This window comes from Bacillus sp. BB081 (assembly GCF_008368895.1).
Taxonomy (GTDB): Bacteria; Bacillota; Bacilli; order Bacillales; family Bacillaceae_G; genus Bacillus_A; species Bacillus_A wiedmannii.
Genome location: NZ_QOZX01000048.1, coordinates 18,004 through 33,640 on the forward strand (window position 1 = coordinate 18,004; position 15,637 = coordinate 33,640).

Genomic DNA, 15,637 nt, shown 5'->3' on the forward strand with positions numbered 1-15,637 from the left:
ACTACAATAAAAAATTGGAGGCCGAAACCATGCCAACCTACAACAAACTAATCCGAAATAAAATCCCACAAATAATAAAAACCAACGGAAAAACACCCACAACAAGAATCCTACCCGAAGACGAATACATAAAAGAAATCTGCAAAAAAACAGAGGAAGAACTAACCGAATATTTAGAAGCAGACACAAAAAAACATAAACTCGAAGAACTATCCGATCTCCTAGAACTAATAAACGCCCTAGCCGAACACGAAGGCACAACACTAGAAGAAATCAACAACATCCGTAAAAAGAAAGCAGAAGAAAGAGGTGGCTTCTCAGATCGAGTCTTTTTAATCGAAGTAACCGATAAATAGCTTCTACCAAGTAATAAATCACTAAGAAAAACTACTGTAGTTGTAGTTGGGAAAATTGAAATCCCATGCTGAAAACCTAATCTTTCTTCCTGTATATTACAAAGATTATTTACATTTTTGATATGTTTTTTATAGAAGAAAAAAGATGAAGAAGGGTGATTTGGATAGGTGAAGGGAATATATGAATATCGTTTTCATACATATTTTGAAAGAAGGAAAGCAACGCTGAAATAAGCGTTGCTATTTTATTAACTAATAAAATGTAAATAATATGCCGATTTTTTTCAGGAACACAGAATAGACGATAGTATCGCGTAGGGTTTTAGGATTTCTTATTGATGTTAACTAATATTGTATGTTCTTGATGCTTTTTAATCGAAGTGGAAAATATTTTTTGGGGAGGGGTGGATGAAGGAGGAGGTAATCCAATTTTATTAGAAATTATTTTTATTTTTCTTTGTAGATCTTTCTTTTGTACGAGAGTAAGATGATTAACAAAGTTATGACAGCAAATATCTATTACTTTATCGAATAGATGAAGAACTTTATCAAATACATACTGATGGACTGAGAGGGTGTATTGTTGTTTTAATAATCTTGTAAAAACAATATCTTTAAGTCTTTCATTATTTAAACTTTCATTGTCGATCATATCGTTAATGCAACCTCTTTGTAAATCCTTTGAGGATTTATTAAATTCATCAAATGTGGTAAGTTTTTTTATACTTTCTACATTGTTAGCATTTATGCTACGTTTGATATAAATATCAGCTACGTATTCTTTATTTTCAGGATGTATATTTCTTAAATGATGAATTTCTGTTAATCCATGTCTTCCAGCTCCAGATTGTTCAGCTCTAATTTTCCACTGAGTATTAACATCTTGGCCATTGATATATTTTTTTACAGTCTTTTTTTGTATATTACATTCCTTGGCTATGTCTGCTTCTGTATAACCGTAATCGATTAAAAAACTAATCATGCGTTCTACCTCATAGCCTGTTTTTTTCTTGGATTTTAATTCAACACGGAGACGTTTTAGAACCCTAGAGTCTTTTGAGGTGAGTTTTTCCACTTTGCATGTTACGAATGGAACATTTAAATGTTTTAAAGCCCAAAAACGACGATAACCCTCGACTAGTATAAAACAATTAGAATTCTTTTCTTCTACAATAAGTGGTTCTATTAATCCATTTTGTTTAATACTTGTAGCAAGACTAAAATCCTCTAAATTCTTTCGGAATTCATCTTCTAGTTTAATATATTTTAAAGAGATGTTTTTAAATTTCAAAATAAACCACCCACTTGTTTTAGGTTGTTATTAATGGATATTCAAAAGGTAATTTGTACGATTACTTAACTTATAAATTTATTGTTGTAGGTACTATAAAGAGAGCGGATGGTTTTAATATACTAAAAAGAAGATAGAGTCATACAGGATTCCATAATCGAAGTAACCCATAACTAACCCCTCCTAAGCCCCTTACAAGCCCCTACCAAGTAATAAATCACTAAGAAAAAACATAACAAAACAAAAACACCAACAAACACCGTAGTAGGAGTCGAAAAAAATTTTGAAATAACACGCCAAAAACCCGGCCCTCCTTCCTATATATAGTGCAAAGAGGAAATTTTCATTTTTGAATGAGGACGGGAGGAATTGGGATGGCGGTGTATCGTACAGTGCAGGTGAATTTTTGGCAGGATGATTTTGTTTTGGATTTGACGCCGGAGGAGCGGTATTTTTATGTTTATTTGTTAACTTGTTCGAAGACGACGCAGTGTGGGATTTTTCCTTTTCCGAAGCGGTTAGCTGAGATGGAGACGGGTTATAATCGGGAGACTGTTGATAAGCTTGTGCAGCGTTTTGTTGATTATGGAAAGATTCTTTATGATGCGGATACGCGGGAGTTATTCGTTTTGAATTGGCTTCGTTATAATCCTGTGACGAATACGAATGTGGAGAAGTGTGTGCTTCGTGAGCTTAAGGGTGTGAAGAATAAGGAGTTTGTACATATGTTTCTTCAGAAGTGCGTAGAGGAGGAGCTGAATGTTCCGATGCTTTTAGCGCATTTCGGTATGCCGAGTGATTTGGCTATGGATGATGTTGAGCCAGTTTGTGAGGAGACAGAGGAAGAAGAGGTTATAGAGGAAGAAACGGGAAGTCGCGTGTTTTCTTTTTATGAGCAACATTTCGGTAGTTTGTCTCCGCATACGGTGGAGGAATTGAGTGCGTGGATGGAAGATTTGTCAGAGGAGCTTGTGCTGAAGGCTCTTCAAATTGCGTTTGAGAATAATAAGCGGACGGTTGCTTATGTGAAGGGGATTTTGAGAGGCTGGCACGGGAAAGGGTTTACGAAAGTGTGTGAGGTTGAGGCGGATACGGCTCATTTTCGGAAGAAGGATTCGTCTGTTAGTACGGGGGAGACGGAGGAGTTTTTGGCGAGGTGTGAGGAGTGGGAGAAGAATGCGCCGTCTGAGGAAGAGTTGCAGCGCTTTTTAGCAGAGCGCGGGTGGCGTCCATGAGTATTCAAAATGTGGAGGCGGAAAAGACGGTATTAGGTTCTCTATTAATTGATGGAGAGCTTATTAAGGAGTGCCGTTTGACGGAGCAGTATTTTTCTCTGGCGGTGCACAAGTCTATATTTCAGTTAATGCGAAAAATGGAAGAAGAGGGGCAACCGATTGATCTTGTGACGTTCATTTCTAGGGTAGATCCGAAGTTTTTAGAGGGGATCGGGGGAATGGAGTATTTTATAGGGTTAATGGATGGTGTGCCTACAATTGCCAACTTCTCTTATTATGAGGGGCTTGTTCGAGGTGCTTGGAAAATGTATCAGGCGGGTGTTCTCGGGCACAAGATGGGAGAGCGCCTTATTGCGGAGAAGAATGAGGAAATTATTGGTGAGACGATTACGGCACTTTGTGAGTTAGAGGAGAAGGACTGTGTATGTGAGTTTGATTTGAAGGATGCGCTAGTTGATTTATATGAAGAGCTTCATCAAGATGCGAAAGAGATTACTGGTATTGAGACGGGGTATACATCGCTAAATAAAATGACGTGCGGATTGCAGGAAGGTGATTTTGTCGTTCTTGGTGCGCGTCCTTCTATGGGGAAGACTGCGTTTGCGCTAAATGTTGGAATGCATGCGGCGAAGTCTGGAGCGGCGGTTGGGTTGTTTTCATTAGAGATGAGTAGTAAGCAACTGTTAAAAAGGATGGCGTCTTGCGTAGGCGAAGTGTCAGGAGGCAGACTGAAAAATCCGAAGCACCGTTTTGCGATGGAAGATTGGGAAAAGGTGAGTCAGGCGTTTGCGGAAATCGGGGAATTGCCATTTGAGATTTACGATAATGCAGGTGTTACGGTGCAAGATATTTGGATGCAAACGCGTAAGTTAAAGAGGAAGCACGGTGATAAGAAGGTTTTAGTCATTGTAGATTACTTGCAGCTTATTACGGGCGATCCGAAGCATAAGGGCAATCGATTTCAAGAGATTAGTGAGATTTCGCGTAAGCTTAAGTTATTAGCACGTGAATTAAATGTTTGTGTAGTAGCGTTGTCGCAATTGTCTCGTTCTGTAGAGGCACGTCAAGATAAGCGTCCGCTTTTATCTGATTTAAGAGAGACAGGACAAATTGAGCAAGATGCGGATGTCATTATGCTTATGTATCGTGAAGATTATTATGATAAGGAAACGAAGCAGAAAGAGATGACGGAGATTCATTTGGCGAAGCATCGGAATGGACCTGTGGGGAGTTTTAAGCTGAGGTTTTTGAAGGAGTTTGGTCGGTTTTTGGAGGGAATGAATTAAGTGTTGGGAAAATAGCCGACTATTTTTATATGAAAAAATTATTAAGTTTAATACGCAAATTTTTTGATTTAAAGGCTCTTTAGTATATAAGTGTATAAAAATATTAAGTTAGTGTATTGGAAAAAATGGGGTTCATGTTTATGAAAGAAAGCATTATATTTTTGTATGGGATAACAGAGTATGAATACTTGAAAACTTTATAGGATTGTTGAACAAGAATTACAAGGGTGATGCATAACGAAGATGTATCACCTTTTATTTTTTATGACGTTTTAGGTATTGATAATTTGTAATAAAGTTTGATCAAATGTCCTATATTGATATGCAGGGTTTTTACTTTTTCAGCAAGTGGGTTATTTGTTGAATGGTTAAATACCTATTATTTTGCTGCGGTGAATATACTGGAGGGTATGTTAAGACTTTCATTAGGATAGGAGTGAATAAGTAATTATGAAACAAGCGATACGCGTCCTTATTTCTGGTGCGAGCATTACCGGTCCGGCACTCGCTTACTGGCTTCATCGTTATGGCTTCGACGTGACTGTAGTAGAACGCGCACCCGCATTGCGCTCTGGTGGATACGGGGTTGATATCCGTGGTGCAGCTGTTACGGTGCTTGGACGGATGGGTATACTCGATCAAGTTCGTGCAGCTGACACAAACATGACTGGTGTTTATTTCGTGAACAGCAAAGGTGAGGTTGAAGGTCAATTAAGTGAAGCAAGTCTAGCGAACCAGCATGGTGTGGACATCGAAATCATGCGTGATGATTTGAGTAATATTTTATACGATTTAACTAAGGATACAATTAAATACATTTGGAGCGAGTCGATTACTGCTATACATGAAAATGAAGCAGGTGTAGAAGTCCAATTTATTCATGAAAAGCCACAGACGTTTGATCTGGTCATCGGTGCGGACGGGCTACATTCTAATGTGAGGTCCCTGACTTTTGGTGATGAAGCACAGTTTAAACGTACACTTGGTTGTTATATATCGATTTTCACTCTCGAGAATTACCTCAACCTCGACCACCGCGTACTGCTTTATACAATGCCAGGAAAAACTGTGGGTATGTATAGCGCTCGTGGTAATACAGAGGCAAAAGGTATGCTCCTGTTCCAATCAGAGGCACTGGAGTACGACCGCTATGATGAAGAATCTCAAAAAAAACTTGTAGAAAATGCCTTTGTAGACCATACAGAAGACTGGGAAACTTCACAGATACTTAAAACTATGAAAGAGGCGAATGACTTTTATTTTGATGAGATTTGTCAAATTCACATGCCAACATGGTCAAAAGATCGAATTACATTGGTAGGTGATGCAGCGTATGGCCCATCACCTCTATCAGGGCAAGGTACTAGTCTAGCACTTGTCGGAGCTTATGTATTAGCAGGTGAACTCAAAAACGCGCATGGTGATCATTCCCGTGCCTATGTTGCTTATGAGAAAGAGATGAGAAAGTTTGTTGAGAAGAATCAAAAAATAGGGAAACTAGCTGCTGGGAGCATGGTTGAAAAATCGAACTTTAAAATCTTTCTGCGCAATTTCATGTTACGAGTACCAACCCTTATGGTCGTACAGTTTAAGATCATCTCGAAAATGGTAGCGAAAGCCGCTAACGGAATCGAGCTAAAAGACTATTGATATGAGTATTTAAGAAAAGAGCTTTGTCTCCATGATTTATATTACCGCATGAGATTGATTGTGATAGCTGTTCTTGAAAAGACTGAAAAATCGATAAATATAAATGGGATAATAAAATGAAAAAATTATTTGATAGGGGGAAGTTTTAAGCTGAGATTTTTGAAGGAGCTTGGGCGGTTTGTGGAGGGGAAATAGTGAAAAGACTTGAGTATCACTTTGTAAATAAAATAAAGCATAAGTGTTCTATTTCATTAACTTATGCTTTATTTTTTGATTCTTTCAATATGTTTCTTATTTTCCCATAAAGAAGGATTTTCTCTCTGTCGTAATCCATTGCTGCAAATCATCTTGGCTACGTCGGACAAGTCGGTTCACTAACACATCATGCCAAACATAATCCTCTAATAGGTATATGTGAACCGGATCATCTGTATAAAAAGCAACATTACGCTCTTCAAGTGATGGTCCATAAATCATTTCTTTAGAATCTATGGATAAAATAAACCAATGTTCTGTAGACAGAGTTTCTGTATAAGGTGTGATACGATGGGCTTCTAAATTTTTAATTGGATTTTCAACATGCAGGGTAATACCTTGTACTGTAACTTTATCAGCTACCTCAGATAGATCCTCTTTTAATGCTTCATACATCTCATCCCACATTGAAATGACAATACGTTTTTCTGCTTTTTTGATTAATGCCTGACAATAGCTAATGATTGTTTTACTGTCTTTTAAAGTAATCACTCGATTATCCGTTTTTTCCTCGGAAGTTTCTAGTTTTTTTAATGAATCACTGATTCCTTCATAAGTGGACTGCCATTCTGATTGAGCCTTCTGTAAAAAGACTTCAACCGGTAGGGGTGAATAGCGAGTGGTGTCATTTATTTCTTCTTTCATGACAATTCCTTTTTCTACAAGGTTACCTAAAATTTCATAAATTCGCGCTCTTGGGACACCTGAATCCTTACTCACTTGGTAGGCTGTGACAGCCCCCTGTTTAACAAGAGATACATAAGATTTAGCTTCATATTCATTAAAACCCATTTTTTTAAGCTGTTGCACTATGTAGTCCACTTTTTTCGTCCTCCGATGTTTGCTTTTATCCCGCTTTAACGGGCAGTAAGACCCCCACCTCAAAATTCAGCGGAAGCAAAGAAGTTAGGTGGGGGATCAACTGCCCGTAAAAGCCCGATTGGTTCAACTAATAATCAGTGGGGATGAACAAAACCCCCACTGATTAAAGTTTCACTTTATATTTCAACGTTACAATAACTGTTTACATTTAGCAAATTATTAGTTACTATTCGAATAGTGACTAAAGGGGAGGTTAATAGTATGGACTTTTATTTAGACCCATCAGTATTAATTATTTTGATTGCTTTTGGATTTTTAGCTGCATTTATTGATTCAGTTGTAGGAGGTGGTGGACTGATCGCCTTACCCGCTTTATTATTTACAGGACTGAATCCAGCAAGTGCAGTAGCTACGAATAAACTAGCGTCGACAATGGGGTGTGCAACTAGTAATATTGTGTTTTATCGTTCTGGTAATCTTGATTTGAAATCGGCGTTTAAATTAGTTCCACTCACTTTCATAGGTTCCATAATAGGGGCATGGACCGTTCATTTAATGAACCCAGAAGTACTGAAGCCATTGATGCTGATTATGCTTGGTGCGGTTGCTATTTATACGATATTCAAAAAGGATTGGGGTAATATTTCCACCCATAAGAAATTGTCTGGTCGACACGTCATTATTTTTACTTTTTTTGTTTTTACTATTGGTTTTTATGATGGATTTCTAGGTCCAGGCACAGGTTCGTTTTTAATGTTTTCTCTTTTATTTATTGGGTATGATTTTTTAAAAGCAGCAGGTAATGCGAAGCTTCTTAATTTAGGAAGTAATGTTGGTGCGTTGTTGATGTTTATGTGTGTAGGGCAAGTAAACTATACGTATGGTTTTATTATGGGGATTGCTCAAATTGCTGGAGGAATTGTTGGCTCCAAATTTGCTATAAAAAAAGGAAGCGGGTATGTTCGTGCTCTTTTCATTACAGTAACTTGTTTATTGTTAGCGAAAAATCTGTATGACTATGTGCAGTAAGTAATGTAGAAAAGGTTAACTATGCAGGCTACATAAATATAATAATTCCTTGTAACATGTTTTAGATGCTACCTTATTCAAAGATAGCATCTAAAAAAATTAAGGTAAGAGGGTGAAAATAATACAAACGAATATTTTCGGGGTATGTTTATGTACTTTAGCGAAATAACTATTCCATATTTTTCTTATAATTAGGCCGCAATACACTCTTAAAATCCACCTCAGCAATTAACACACTTACTAATATAAGCGTCGCCCCTAAATATCCTTTTCCCGTAAGTGTTTCACCTGTGAAAACGAAGGCAAATCCTGCGGAAAAAACAGGTTCTAATGAAAAAATAAGCCCTGTATGTGTAGGTGTCGTGTATTGCTGGGCGATAACTTGCACGATGAAAGCGACTGCGGTGCAAAATATGCTTAAGGCTAAGATGATTAGCCATGAGTTGGTTGTGCTAGGAAGCTTTGGTGTTTCGATAATGAATGAAAAAATAAGACTAAATAGGCCGACGAAACCGAGTTGTATGACTCCAAGTGCAATGGAGTTCACATGTTTCGTTACGCTTCCAGTGATGATGACATGAATCGCATAAAATAAGGCTGACAGTATGCAAAATATATCGCCGTTACCGACCTTGAATTCACTCGTTAATGTTAATAAGCCGATTCCTATTATCGTTAAAATGATTCCTACTATAACTTTCTTTTCAGGAATGTGTTTTAAAAATATAGCTGATAATATCGGAATGAAAATGACTGTGAGACATAGTAAGAAACCAGCGTTAGAAACACTCGTATACTTTGTGCCGAAAGTCGCGAAAATGTAAACGATAAATAAGACAGAAGCGAGTATAAATGCATATTTTACAGTTTTAAAATCGATTTTGAATAAATGTTTGTAAAATATTAAACCTGATAAAAGAAAGGCAATAATAAATCGTAATGCGATTAAGTTGTATTCTTCTATGCCTTCAAGTCCAACCTTTGTAAGTAAGATGGATGCACCCCAAAAGAATGTAACTAGTAGTAGCCCTAAATCCGCTTTTAATTGTAGTTTCATTTCTATTCCCTCGTTATGTATAAAATTTATAATTCCATACCCCTATCCCCATTGTTTATTTTAATATTAATTCTGAATATTTTAAATGTAAATTTATCGACGTATTTTTCTTTTCCGAATACTGGGGAAGTATTGGTATGTATAAAAAAAGGCCCAGTTTAGAAGGGCTTTTTTCTGTGAGATTTTATTTGTTTACATAATATCTTTACAATCATTTGATAAAATAAAGTCAACTGCATATTGTGAGGGTGGGTGGTTATCCCTTCTTTCTATTTGGAAGGAATGGGGGTGATAATATGGAGTTTTTGTTTGACCTTGTAAAAGAATTTGTAAAAGCGACTGTACGTGAAGTTTCAGCGTATTTTTTGCGGAAGCAACTTCTGAGTAAGGACAACAAAAAACCCACTCCGCGCCGTAGGAAGCAAAAGGGTGGGTTTCGTAAAAAATAATAACGTATAATAACCACCACCCTATACGGTAGCAGTTAAGGAAGAGATGTTAGCGCATCTCTTCTTTTTATTATATGCCATTTTATTTGATGTCATACTTATATAGTATTCTACGGAAAATATATCATATTCCTATTTTGTGGTCAATTTGATTACATAATTGAAAAGGTGTAGTCCTATTCCTCTCCAAACTGAAAAATATCCCGATTAATAAGTTGGTGGAGATATTGGTCCATTTCAGCAGCAGAAACTTTTCTTTCATTTTTAAACCACCATGCGCTTAATGAGGTGATTGCCCCTGAATAAAATTCAATGATTAAATCATTTGGCATCGTATGATTTTTACAAAGTTGATTTAACGCTTCTATTTCTTGTTTTCTCGTTTCGTGACTTAAATATTGTGCACGGCTAATAAATTGTTCATCAGACATTTGTGCTTCTAATATTTTACCGATTTCTTCATGATGTAGAAATTGTTCCATTACTTGAAATGGTTTACTTAATCGATCTGAAACCGGTATTTCAGCAATTATCTTGCTGTATCGTTTAAATCCAAATGCTAATAAAGCATCTTTATCTTCAAAATGTTTATAAAAGGTTGTTCGGTGTACCATCGCAAGGTCACAAATTTGGTTAATCGTGATGGAACTATATTTCTGTTTTGATTGCGTCATTAATTCAAATAAGGAATCCCACAATAATTTATGTGTACGTCTAATACGTAAATCAAGTTGTTTTTCATTATCATTCATCTACAATTCTCCTTTTTTGTAGATTAAATATACAATGGCTGAAAATTGATTCTCCCTTTTTAATCTACATATGTATATTATATTACATGTGTTCGGGTTTATTTAAAGCTTTTTAAGTAAGAAACAGGAGGAGAATTTGCAAATGAATATGACAACTAAGAGCCCTGCAAGTGGCAAAGTTGATATTTCTAATATGAAACATACCCCGATTTTAATTGCATTACTTTTAGGGGCAATGGTTGCATTATTAAACGAAACATTGCTTGGTAATGCGCTAACCGTATTAATGAAAGAGTTTGACGTAACAGCTTCAACAATCCAATGGCTTTCTACAGCATACATGTTAGTAGTTGGTGTTTTAGTCCCGATTACAGCGTTACTTCAGCAATGGCTCACAACGAGACAAATGTTTTTGATCGCGATGGTAACGTTTTTAGTCGGTACATTAATTGCGGGATTTGCACCGACATTTTCTATTTTATTAGTTGGCCGTATCGTCCAAGCTGTAGCGACGGGATTAATTACACCGTTATTAATGAATACGATTTTACTCATTTGTCCCCCTGAAAAACGTGGTGCCACGATGGGATTAATCGCACTTGTGATGATGTCCGCTCCAGCAATTGGTCCTACATTATCTGGAGTAATTGTGGATTCATTAAATTGGCGCTGGTTATTCTATATTGTTATTCCTATCGTGATCATTTCAATTATGATTGGGATGAAATACATTCAAAATGTTTCAGAGTTAACAAGGCCAAAAGTGGATTATCCATCGATCCTTTTATCGACATTAGGATTTGGCGGGCTTGTATATAGCTTTAGTGCATCGGGTGATTTAGGATGGTCCGATGCGAAAGTGTATGGCACTTTAATTGTTGGGCTTATCTCATTATGTATTTTTGTCGTTCGACAATTGAAAATTGAGAATCCAATTTTAGAATTACGGGCATTTAAAGTTCCGATGTTTACATTATCAGTTGGATTAATTGTCATTGTGATGATGTCGCTATTTTCAACGATGACTTTATTACCGATGTTCCTGCAAACAGTTTTACTCGTAACAGCCTTTAAATCAGGAATCATCATGCTTCCGGGAAGTGTTATTAGCGCCATAATGGGACCAATCGCAGGTAAACTATTTGATAAATTTAGTCCGAAAGTTATTATCGTTCCCGGTATCGTGTTAGTAGGAATTGCAATGTTCTTATTTAAAGGCATTACTCCTGATACATCAATGGTACAAATTATTGTCATGCATAGCGTATTAATGGTTGGACTCATGTTTGTCATGACAGCACAAACATACGGTTTAAATCAATTAACACCAGATTTATATCCGCACGGAACAGCACTATTTAGTACGTTACAACAAGTAGCTGGCGCAATTGGTACGGCTATCTTTATTTCAAAAATGTCTTCAGGAACAACTCAGTATATGGAAAGCTCTGCAAATCCACTGGATCCAGTGGAGAAGTTAAACGGTTTAACGTCAGGGTTCCAAGGTGCATTTGCACTTGGATTAATCTTTATTGTTGTTGCTTTTATCATATCGCTATTCTTAAAAGAAGAGGAAAAGGGAGTAGAAGTAGCAGGGGTTTTACAGAACGAGAATTAAGGTTCAAACAAAAAAGACATCTTTAATAGATAAAGATGTCTTTTTACATTTCCTCCGTAACATCATACCGAAGCAACTGCCCCTGATTATAAAACCTCTCAAAAATAAGCCCCATTACATAGAAGAATACTAGCCCGAAACAAATATGAATGAGTGTAAAAATAGCTCCAAATGAAGAGAATTCATACACGAGAATCGGCAATTTCGCAGTTGTCCAAACGCCTAAGAAAAATACGATGTACCGAATGCTTGCGCCTTTTTTTAATAGTAGTGCTGCAATTGGAAAGGCGACGTAGAGAGGACCAGCCGCAATGCCGCCTAATAATAGAGAGAATAAGATTCCGTATATACCGGAATTTTCGCCCATATATTTCATGAGCGTTTCTTTCTTCACCCATTGATCAAGTAATCCTACAAATATGAGGACAGGGGGAAGGAGAAACAACATATCTAAAATGCTATTTCCTGTTAGTTGTAATGCAGCCCATCCTAAAGATTGATTTATAAAAGTTAATATAAAGAGCCCCAGTAATAAAATGAAAAAGAAGCGATATCTTTTTAGCTCTTTCATACCATCACCACCCAAATGATATAGGAGAATAGGAGAGACATGAGCAATGCAGATGCATTACGTGCGTAAGCAAAGCTTCGTCCGAATATCTTTTGTTCCATCGGTAATGTTGTAATTCCAACTGACATGAGTGTCGACATAAGTGCCGCAACTTGAGGAAGGCCTGCGCCGTGTTGGACTAACGTATTACCAAGAGGAAATACGACGAAGCTTGGAATAAGTGCAACGGAGCCGAGTATCGCTGAATAAATAATACCGATGAATCCAGATTGCTCCCCAATAATAGAAGAGATGAAAGACGGTGTTAATATAGAAAGCGATAAGCCAACGAAGAGCATGATGGAGAGCATCGCAGGTAGAAGATTGCGAAACATTTTCCATGACTTCATTAGAGCTACTTTCGTTTTCGTGCGGTCCTTCATAAAAGAAATCCCAGTAAGAATAATGGCTAAAGTGTAAAGGATCACGCCATTAATCATGGTCGGAATCCTTTAAGTCGTTATATTTGTCTATGAAAAAGGATAAGTTCTTCATTTTTTCTTCAATATCCATTTGGAAATCTGCCAATTGTTCCTTTCCAGCAGGGGTAATTTTGTACATCTTTCTCGGTTTGTCTTGATGATCTGTACTTACGTAAGATTCAATCGCACCTTCGTTCTCTAATTTTTTTAGCGTACGATATAAAATGGCGCTATCGATTGGATTAACTGGAAGTTCTTCCTCGCACTTTTGCAATAATTGCCCGCCATAGTCATCACCTTCTGCCAAAAATAACAAAAGAAAGGCACCTGTATGTCTTCCTGTATGTTTCATGGATATACCTCCTTGAATGAATTAAGATTTATACTGTTAATGACAGTATACTGTTGTTAACAGTATATGGTGCATGAAGTGCTATGTCAATTTTAATGTTATATGTACTGAAAAAAAGGTAAGAAAATTTGTTACGAGGAAAGCGTAAATGAGAATGAAATAAAGGAAGCGGAGGGTATTTAAAATGAAACGTACAACAGAATTGGTATTAGGACTGATTGGTGGAGTTGCTTTCGCTGTGGAGGTAGAAGGGGCAGGTAGTGTTATAGGTTTAGGGTGAGGAGCAGTTGTTTGTACATTGGATACTTCTTTTTTAGATAAAATAAAGCTTGCGATTGAAATCAATATAGCTAATCCAGCCATATAGTAGCCATTCGCATATGCTTTGTTTTTTTGAATATGTTTCTTATTCTTCCATGAAGAAGGATCTTCTCTCTGTAGTAATCCAGTGTTCTAAGTCATCTTGGCTGCGTCGGGCAAGTCGACTAACTAAAACATCATGCCACACATAATCCTCTAATAGGTATATATGAACGGGGTCATCTGTATAAAAAGTAATATTACGCTCCTCAAGCGATGGTCCATAAATCATCTCTTTAGAATCTATCGATAAAATAAACCAATGTTCTGTAGAGAGGGTTTCTGTATAAGCTGTTATACGATGGGCTTCTAGATTTTTAATGGGGTGCAGGGTAATGCCTTGTACTGTGACTTTATCAGCTACCACAGATAGATCCTCTTTTAACGCTTCATACATTTCATCCTACATCGAAATGACAATACGTTGTGCTGCTTTTTTTATTAATGTCTGACAGTAGCTAATGATTGTTTTGTTGTCTTTTAAAGTAATCACTCGATTATCCGTTTTTTCCTCGGAAGTTTCTAGTTTTTTTAATGAATCACTGATTCCTTCATACGTTAAAAATCAAAAAAGATTACATAGTGTTGGGAACCCTAAAGGATTTCCCAACACTATGAAAAAAAACGCCTATTTCATATAGACGTTTTTTTCATAAGATTTGCTTTACAATATCTTTAATAATTAGGCTGAATATATCCCAGTTTTATACCCTTAGTAACAGCTTCTAAAGAGGATGAAACATCTAATTTATCAAACACATGTTGAATATGATTAGAAACTGTACGTTCACTGGCGTATAACATAGAAGCTATTTCTTTACGTTTATAGCCATCGCATAGTAATTGCAAAATTTGTTTTTCACTATTGGTCAATTCCTCTACATTTTCTGTAGATATTGGAAAGTGATATGCGCCTTTATTAATTTCATTTAATATTTGTAGTAACGCATCTGGTAAAATATTCTTATTAATAAAACCACTTACACCTAATTTTTGAGCTTCATACTGGTAAACAGGTAAGTCATAACCTGTCAATATAACTATTTTTGTATCACATTTACTATCCAAAATGATTTTTGCCACCTCTAAACCATCTTCACTGCTGATGTTACTTAAATTAATATCTAATAAGGTGATGTCTGGTTTAAATTCATTGATAATTGTAATGACATTTTCAATATTTTGTAATGAATGGAATTGATCTATTTCGGAATAATCCTCCAGAGCTATTTCTAAGCTTTTTGCAAATAAAGCATGGTCATCTATTAATAAAATGTTCATAGGAATCGTCTCCTTTCATGGGAATAAGAATAGTAATACATAAACCAGAAGGGTTGTAATCTGAAATTGTCATTTTACCGTTTAATAAAAATAGTTGTTCTTTAATTGAGTTCAATCCTCTATGCTCAATAAGAATGTTGGTTTGAGTAGGTGATAGACCCTTTCCATTATCTTTTACTACAAGTTTGATTTCGTCATTCTCTTGTGTCAAATGCAACATTAACTTTGAGCATTGTGAATGTTTGAATGCATTTGTTACCAATTCTTTTAAAATTCGGTATACAACAAGATGATAGGGTTCAACTAAAAATAAATCTTCATTACACTTAAAGGATATATCAATGTTTTTCATTTTATATTTTTGTTGTATCATTTCAAGTAAATTGCTATAGTTTTCTTTTAATGTGAGTGTTTTTAATAGAGTTGGATGATACTCTTGCATTTGCATGCGTATTGAGTGGTTTAAGTTATCTAGTGTTTCTACTATTATTTCATGAATTTCTTTTTTGCTAGATTTATTCATCATATTTTTAACAGCTAAAATGTCTTGTAATATTTCATCATGTAAATAATCAGAAAAACTACTTTTTAACTTTTCTTCTTTAGCTATTTGGATAAGGTTATGCACATAAGAATTTTTTGGTAAAGTTTTTAGTTTCTCTGTATTTAAGTTCGAGATAGTGTTTTTTGTGTCTTGGAATAATAATGTGAAATAAAGTTCGATGAACCAAATAATGGTATGTATAATTATAAAATAGGTAATCATATTAAATTTAAATAATACTCCGAGTAAGCTAATGAAAATAAGGAAA

16 protein-coding genes and 1 pseudogene are annotated in these 15,637 nt (G+C 36.0%); 7 read left to right on the forward strand and 10 right to left on the reverse strand.

The annotated features are described in order from the left end of the window. The first annotated feature begins 29 nt into the window (after positions 1–29). Positions 30–356, forward strand: a complete 327-nt coding sequence (locus DN394_RS20270; protein WP_149294172.1) for a nucleoside triphosphate pyrophosphohydrolase — start codon at positions 30–32, stop codon at positions 354–356. 322 nt (positions 357–678) lie between these two features. On the opposite strand, the gene DN394_RS20275 is transcribed toward DN394_RS20270, so the two are convergent. Further along, complete coding sequence (locus DN394_RS20275; RefSeq protein ID WP_098110214.1) at positions 679–1,647, reverse strand: ParB/RepB/Spo0J family partition protein; 969 nt, start codon at positions 1,645–1,647, stop codon at positions 679–681. 374 nt (positions 1,648–2,021) lie between these two features. On the opposite strand from DN394_RS20275, the gene DN394_RS20280 reads away from it, so the two are divergent. The 3 genes from DN394_RS20280 (at position 2,022) to DN394_RS20290 (ending at position 5,818) form a co-directional block, all read left to right on the forward strand. Beyond that, complete coding sequence (locus DN394_RS20280) at positions 2,022–2,882, forward strand: DnaD domain-containing protein (RefSeq protein WP_149294173.1); 861 nt, start codon at positions 2,022–2,024, stop codon at positions 2,880–2,882. Next, on the forward strand, positions 2,879–4,168 hold the full coding sequence (gene dnaB, locus DN394_RS20285; protein ID WP_149294174.1) for a replicative DNA helicase: 1,290 nt from the start codon (positions 2,879–2,881) through the stop codon (positions 4,166–4,168). Before DN394_RS20280 ends, dnaB begins: the two co-directional genes overlap by 4 nt. 450 nt (positions 4,169–4,618) lie before the next feature. Then, a complete protein-coding gene (locus DN394_RS20290) occupies positions 4,619–5,818 on the forward strand; it encodes an FAD-dependent monooxygenase (protein ID WP_087979632.1) in 1,200 nt (399 codons plus the stop codon). Between the two features lie 291 nt (positions 5,819–6,109). Here the strand turns inward: DN394_RS20290 and DN394_RS20295 are convergent, their stop codons facing one another. Continuing rightward, a complete protein-coding gene (locus DN394_RS20295; RefSeq protein ID WP_149294175.1) occupies positions 6,110–6,895 on the reverse strand; it encodes a TrmB family transcriptional regulator in 786 nt (261 codons plus the stop codon). 261 nt (positions 6,896–7,156) lie between these two features. On the opposite strand from DN394_RS20295, the gene DN394_RS20300 reads away from it, so the two are divergent. Beyond that, positions 7,157–7,924 (forward strand): TSUP family transporter, encoded by a 768-nt coding sequence (locus DN394_RS20300; RefSeq protein WP_149294176.1) that lies wholly within the window; start codon positions 7,157–7,159, stop codon positions 7,922–7,924. Between the two features lie 169 nt (positions 7,925–8,093). Here DN394_RS20300 and DN394_RS20305 read toward each other — a convergent pair whose 3' ends face one another. Further along, positions 8,094–8,981: a DMT family transporter gene (locus tag DN394_RS20305; protein WP_149294177.1), complete on the reverse strand. Its 888-nt coding sequence runs from the start codon at positions 8,979–8,981 to the stop codon at positions 8,094–8,096. A gap of 296 nt (positions 8,982–9,277) precedes the next feature. On the opposite strand from DN394_RS20305, the gene DN394_RS29045 reads away from it, so the two are divergent. After that, positions 9,278–9,430, forward strand: a complete 153-nt coding sequence (locus DN394_RS29045; RefSeq protein ID WP_016082654.1) for a hypothetical protein — start codon at positions 9,278–9,280, stop codon at positions 9,428–9,430. A gap of 176 nt (positions 9,431–9,606) precedes the next feature. On the opposite strand, the gene DN394_RS20310 is transcribed toward DN394_RS29045, so the two are convergent. Then, positions 9,607–10,182, reverse strand: coding sequence for a TetR/AcrR family transcriptional regulator (locus DN394_RS20310; RefSeq protein ID WP_149294178.1), 576 nt, complete (start codon positions 10,180–10,182; stop codon positions 9,607–9,609). 142 nt (positions 10,183–10,324) lie between these two features. On the opposite strand from DN394_RS20310, the gene DN394_RS20315 reads away from it, so the two are divergent. Continuing rightward, entirely contained in the window at positions 10,325–11,800 is a 1,476-nt protein-coding gene (locus DN394_RS20315) for an MDR family MFS transporter (RefSeq protein ID WP_149294179.1), read from the forward strand. Positions 11,801–11,843: 43 nt separating this feature from the next. On the opposite strand, the gene DN394_RS20320 is transcribed toward DN394_RS20315, so the two are convergent. The 6 genes and pseudogenes from DN394_RS20320 to DN394_RS20345 form a co-directional block, all read right to left on the reverse strand. Continuing rightward, on the reverse strand, positions 11,844–12,371 hold the full coding sequence (locus tag DN394_RS20320) for a permease (RefSeq protein WP_149294180.1): 528 nt from the start codon (positions 12,369–12,371) through the stop codon (positions 11,844–11,846). Beyond that, entirely contained in the window at positions 12,368–12,850 is a 483-nt protein-coding gene (locus DN394_RS20325) for a hypothetical protein (RefSeq protein WP_098705680.1), read from the reverse strand. The genes DN394_RS20320 and DN394_RS20325 overlap by 4 nt, the downstream gene beginning before the upstream one ends. Beyond that, positions 12,843–13,184 carry a PadR family transcriptional regulator gene (locus DN394_RS20330; RefSeq protein ID WP_098705681.1) on the reverse strand — a complete coding sequence of 114 codons (342 nt, stop codon included), beginning with the start codon at positions 13,182–13,184 and terminating at the stop codon, positions 12,843–12,845. Before DN394_RS20330 ends, DN394_RS20325 begins: the two co-directional genes overlap by 8 nt. A 406-nt stretch (positions 13,185–13,590) precedes the next feature. Then, positions 13,591–14,103 (reverse strand): annotated as a pseudogene (locus DN394_RS20335) (TrmB family transcriptional regulator sugar-binding domain-containing protein); the annotation flags it as partial. Between the two features lie 116 nt (positions 14,104–14,219). Then, complete coding sequence (locus tag DN394_RS20340; protein WP_098953914.1) at positions 14,220–14,825, reverse strand: response regulator transcription factor; 606 nt, start codon at positions 14,823–14,825, stop codon at positions 14,220–14,222. Further along, a partial coding sequence (locus tag DN394_RS20345; RefSeq protein ID WP_255451638.1) for a sensor histidine kinase occupies positions 14,803–15,637 on the reverse strand: 835 nt, incomplete at its 5' end. The genes DN394_RS20340 and DN394_RS20345, both read right to left, overlap by 23 nt.

Excerpts from the sequence above, each read along its gene's own strand:
- DN394_RS20270 (WP_149294172.1), top strand. The coding sequence starts at position 30 with ATGCCAACCTACAACAAACTAATCCGAAATAAAATCCCACAAATAATA.
- DN394_RS20280 (WP_149294173.1), top strand. The coding sequence starts at position 2,022 with ATGGCGGTGTATCGTACAGTGCAGGTGAATTTTTGGCAGGATGATTTT.
- dnaB (WP_149294174.1), top strand. The coding sequence starts at position 2,879 with ATGAGTATTCAAAATGTGGAGGCGGAAAAGACGGTATTAGGTTCTCTA.
- DN394_RS20290 (WP_087979632.1), top strand. The coding sequence starts at position 4,619 with ATGAAACAAGCGATACGCGTCCTTATTTCTGGTGCGAGCATTACCGGT.
- DN394_RS20300 (WP_149294176.1), top strand. The coding sequence starts at position 7,157 with ATGGACTTTTATTTAGACCCATCAGTATTAATTATTTTGATTGCTTTT.
- DN394_RS20305 (WP_149294177.1), bottom strand. The coding sequence starts at position 8,981 with ATGAAACTACAATTAAAAGCGGATTTAGGGCTACTACTAGTTACATTC.
- DN394_RS29045 (WP_016082654.1), top strand. The coding sequence starts at position 9,278 with ATGGAGTTTTTGTTTGACCTTGTAAAAGAATTTGTAAAAGCGACTGTA.
- DN394_RS20310 (WP_149294178.1), bottom strand. The coding sequence starts at position 10,182 with ATGAATGATAATGAAAAACAACTTGATTTACGTATTAGACGTACACAT.
- DN394_RS20315 (WP_149294179.1), top strand. The coding sequence starts at position 10,325 with ATGAATATGACAACTAAGAGCCCTGCAAGTGGCAAAGTTGATATTTCT.
- DN394_RS20320 (WP_149294180.1), bottom strand. The coding sequence starts at position 12,371 with ATGAAAGAGCTAAAAAGATATCGCTTCTTTTTCATTTTATTACTGGGG.
- DN394_RS20325 (WP_098705680.1), bottom strand. The coding sequence starts at position 12,850 with ATGATTAATGGCGTGATCCTTTACACTTTAGCCATTATTCTTACTGGG.
- DN394_RS20330 (WP_098705681.1), bottom strand. The coding sequence starts at position 13,184 with ATGAAACATACAGGAAGACATACAGGTGCCTTTCTTTTGTTATTTTTG.
- DN394_RS20340 (WP_098953914.1), bottom strand. The coding sequence starts at position 14,825 with ATGAACATTTTATTAATAGATGACCATGCTTTATTTGCAAAAAGCTTA.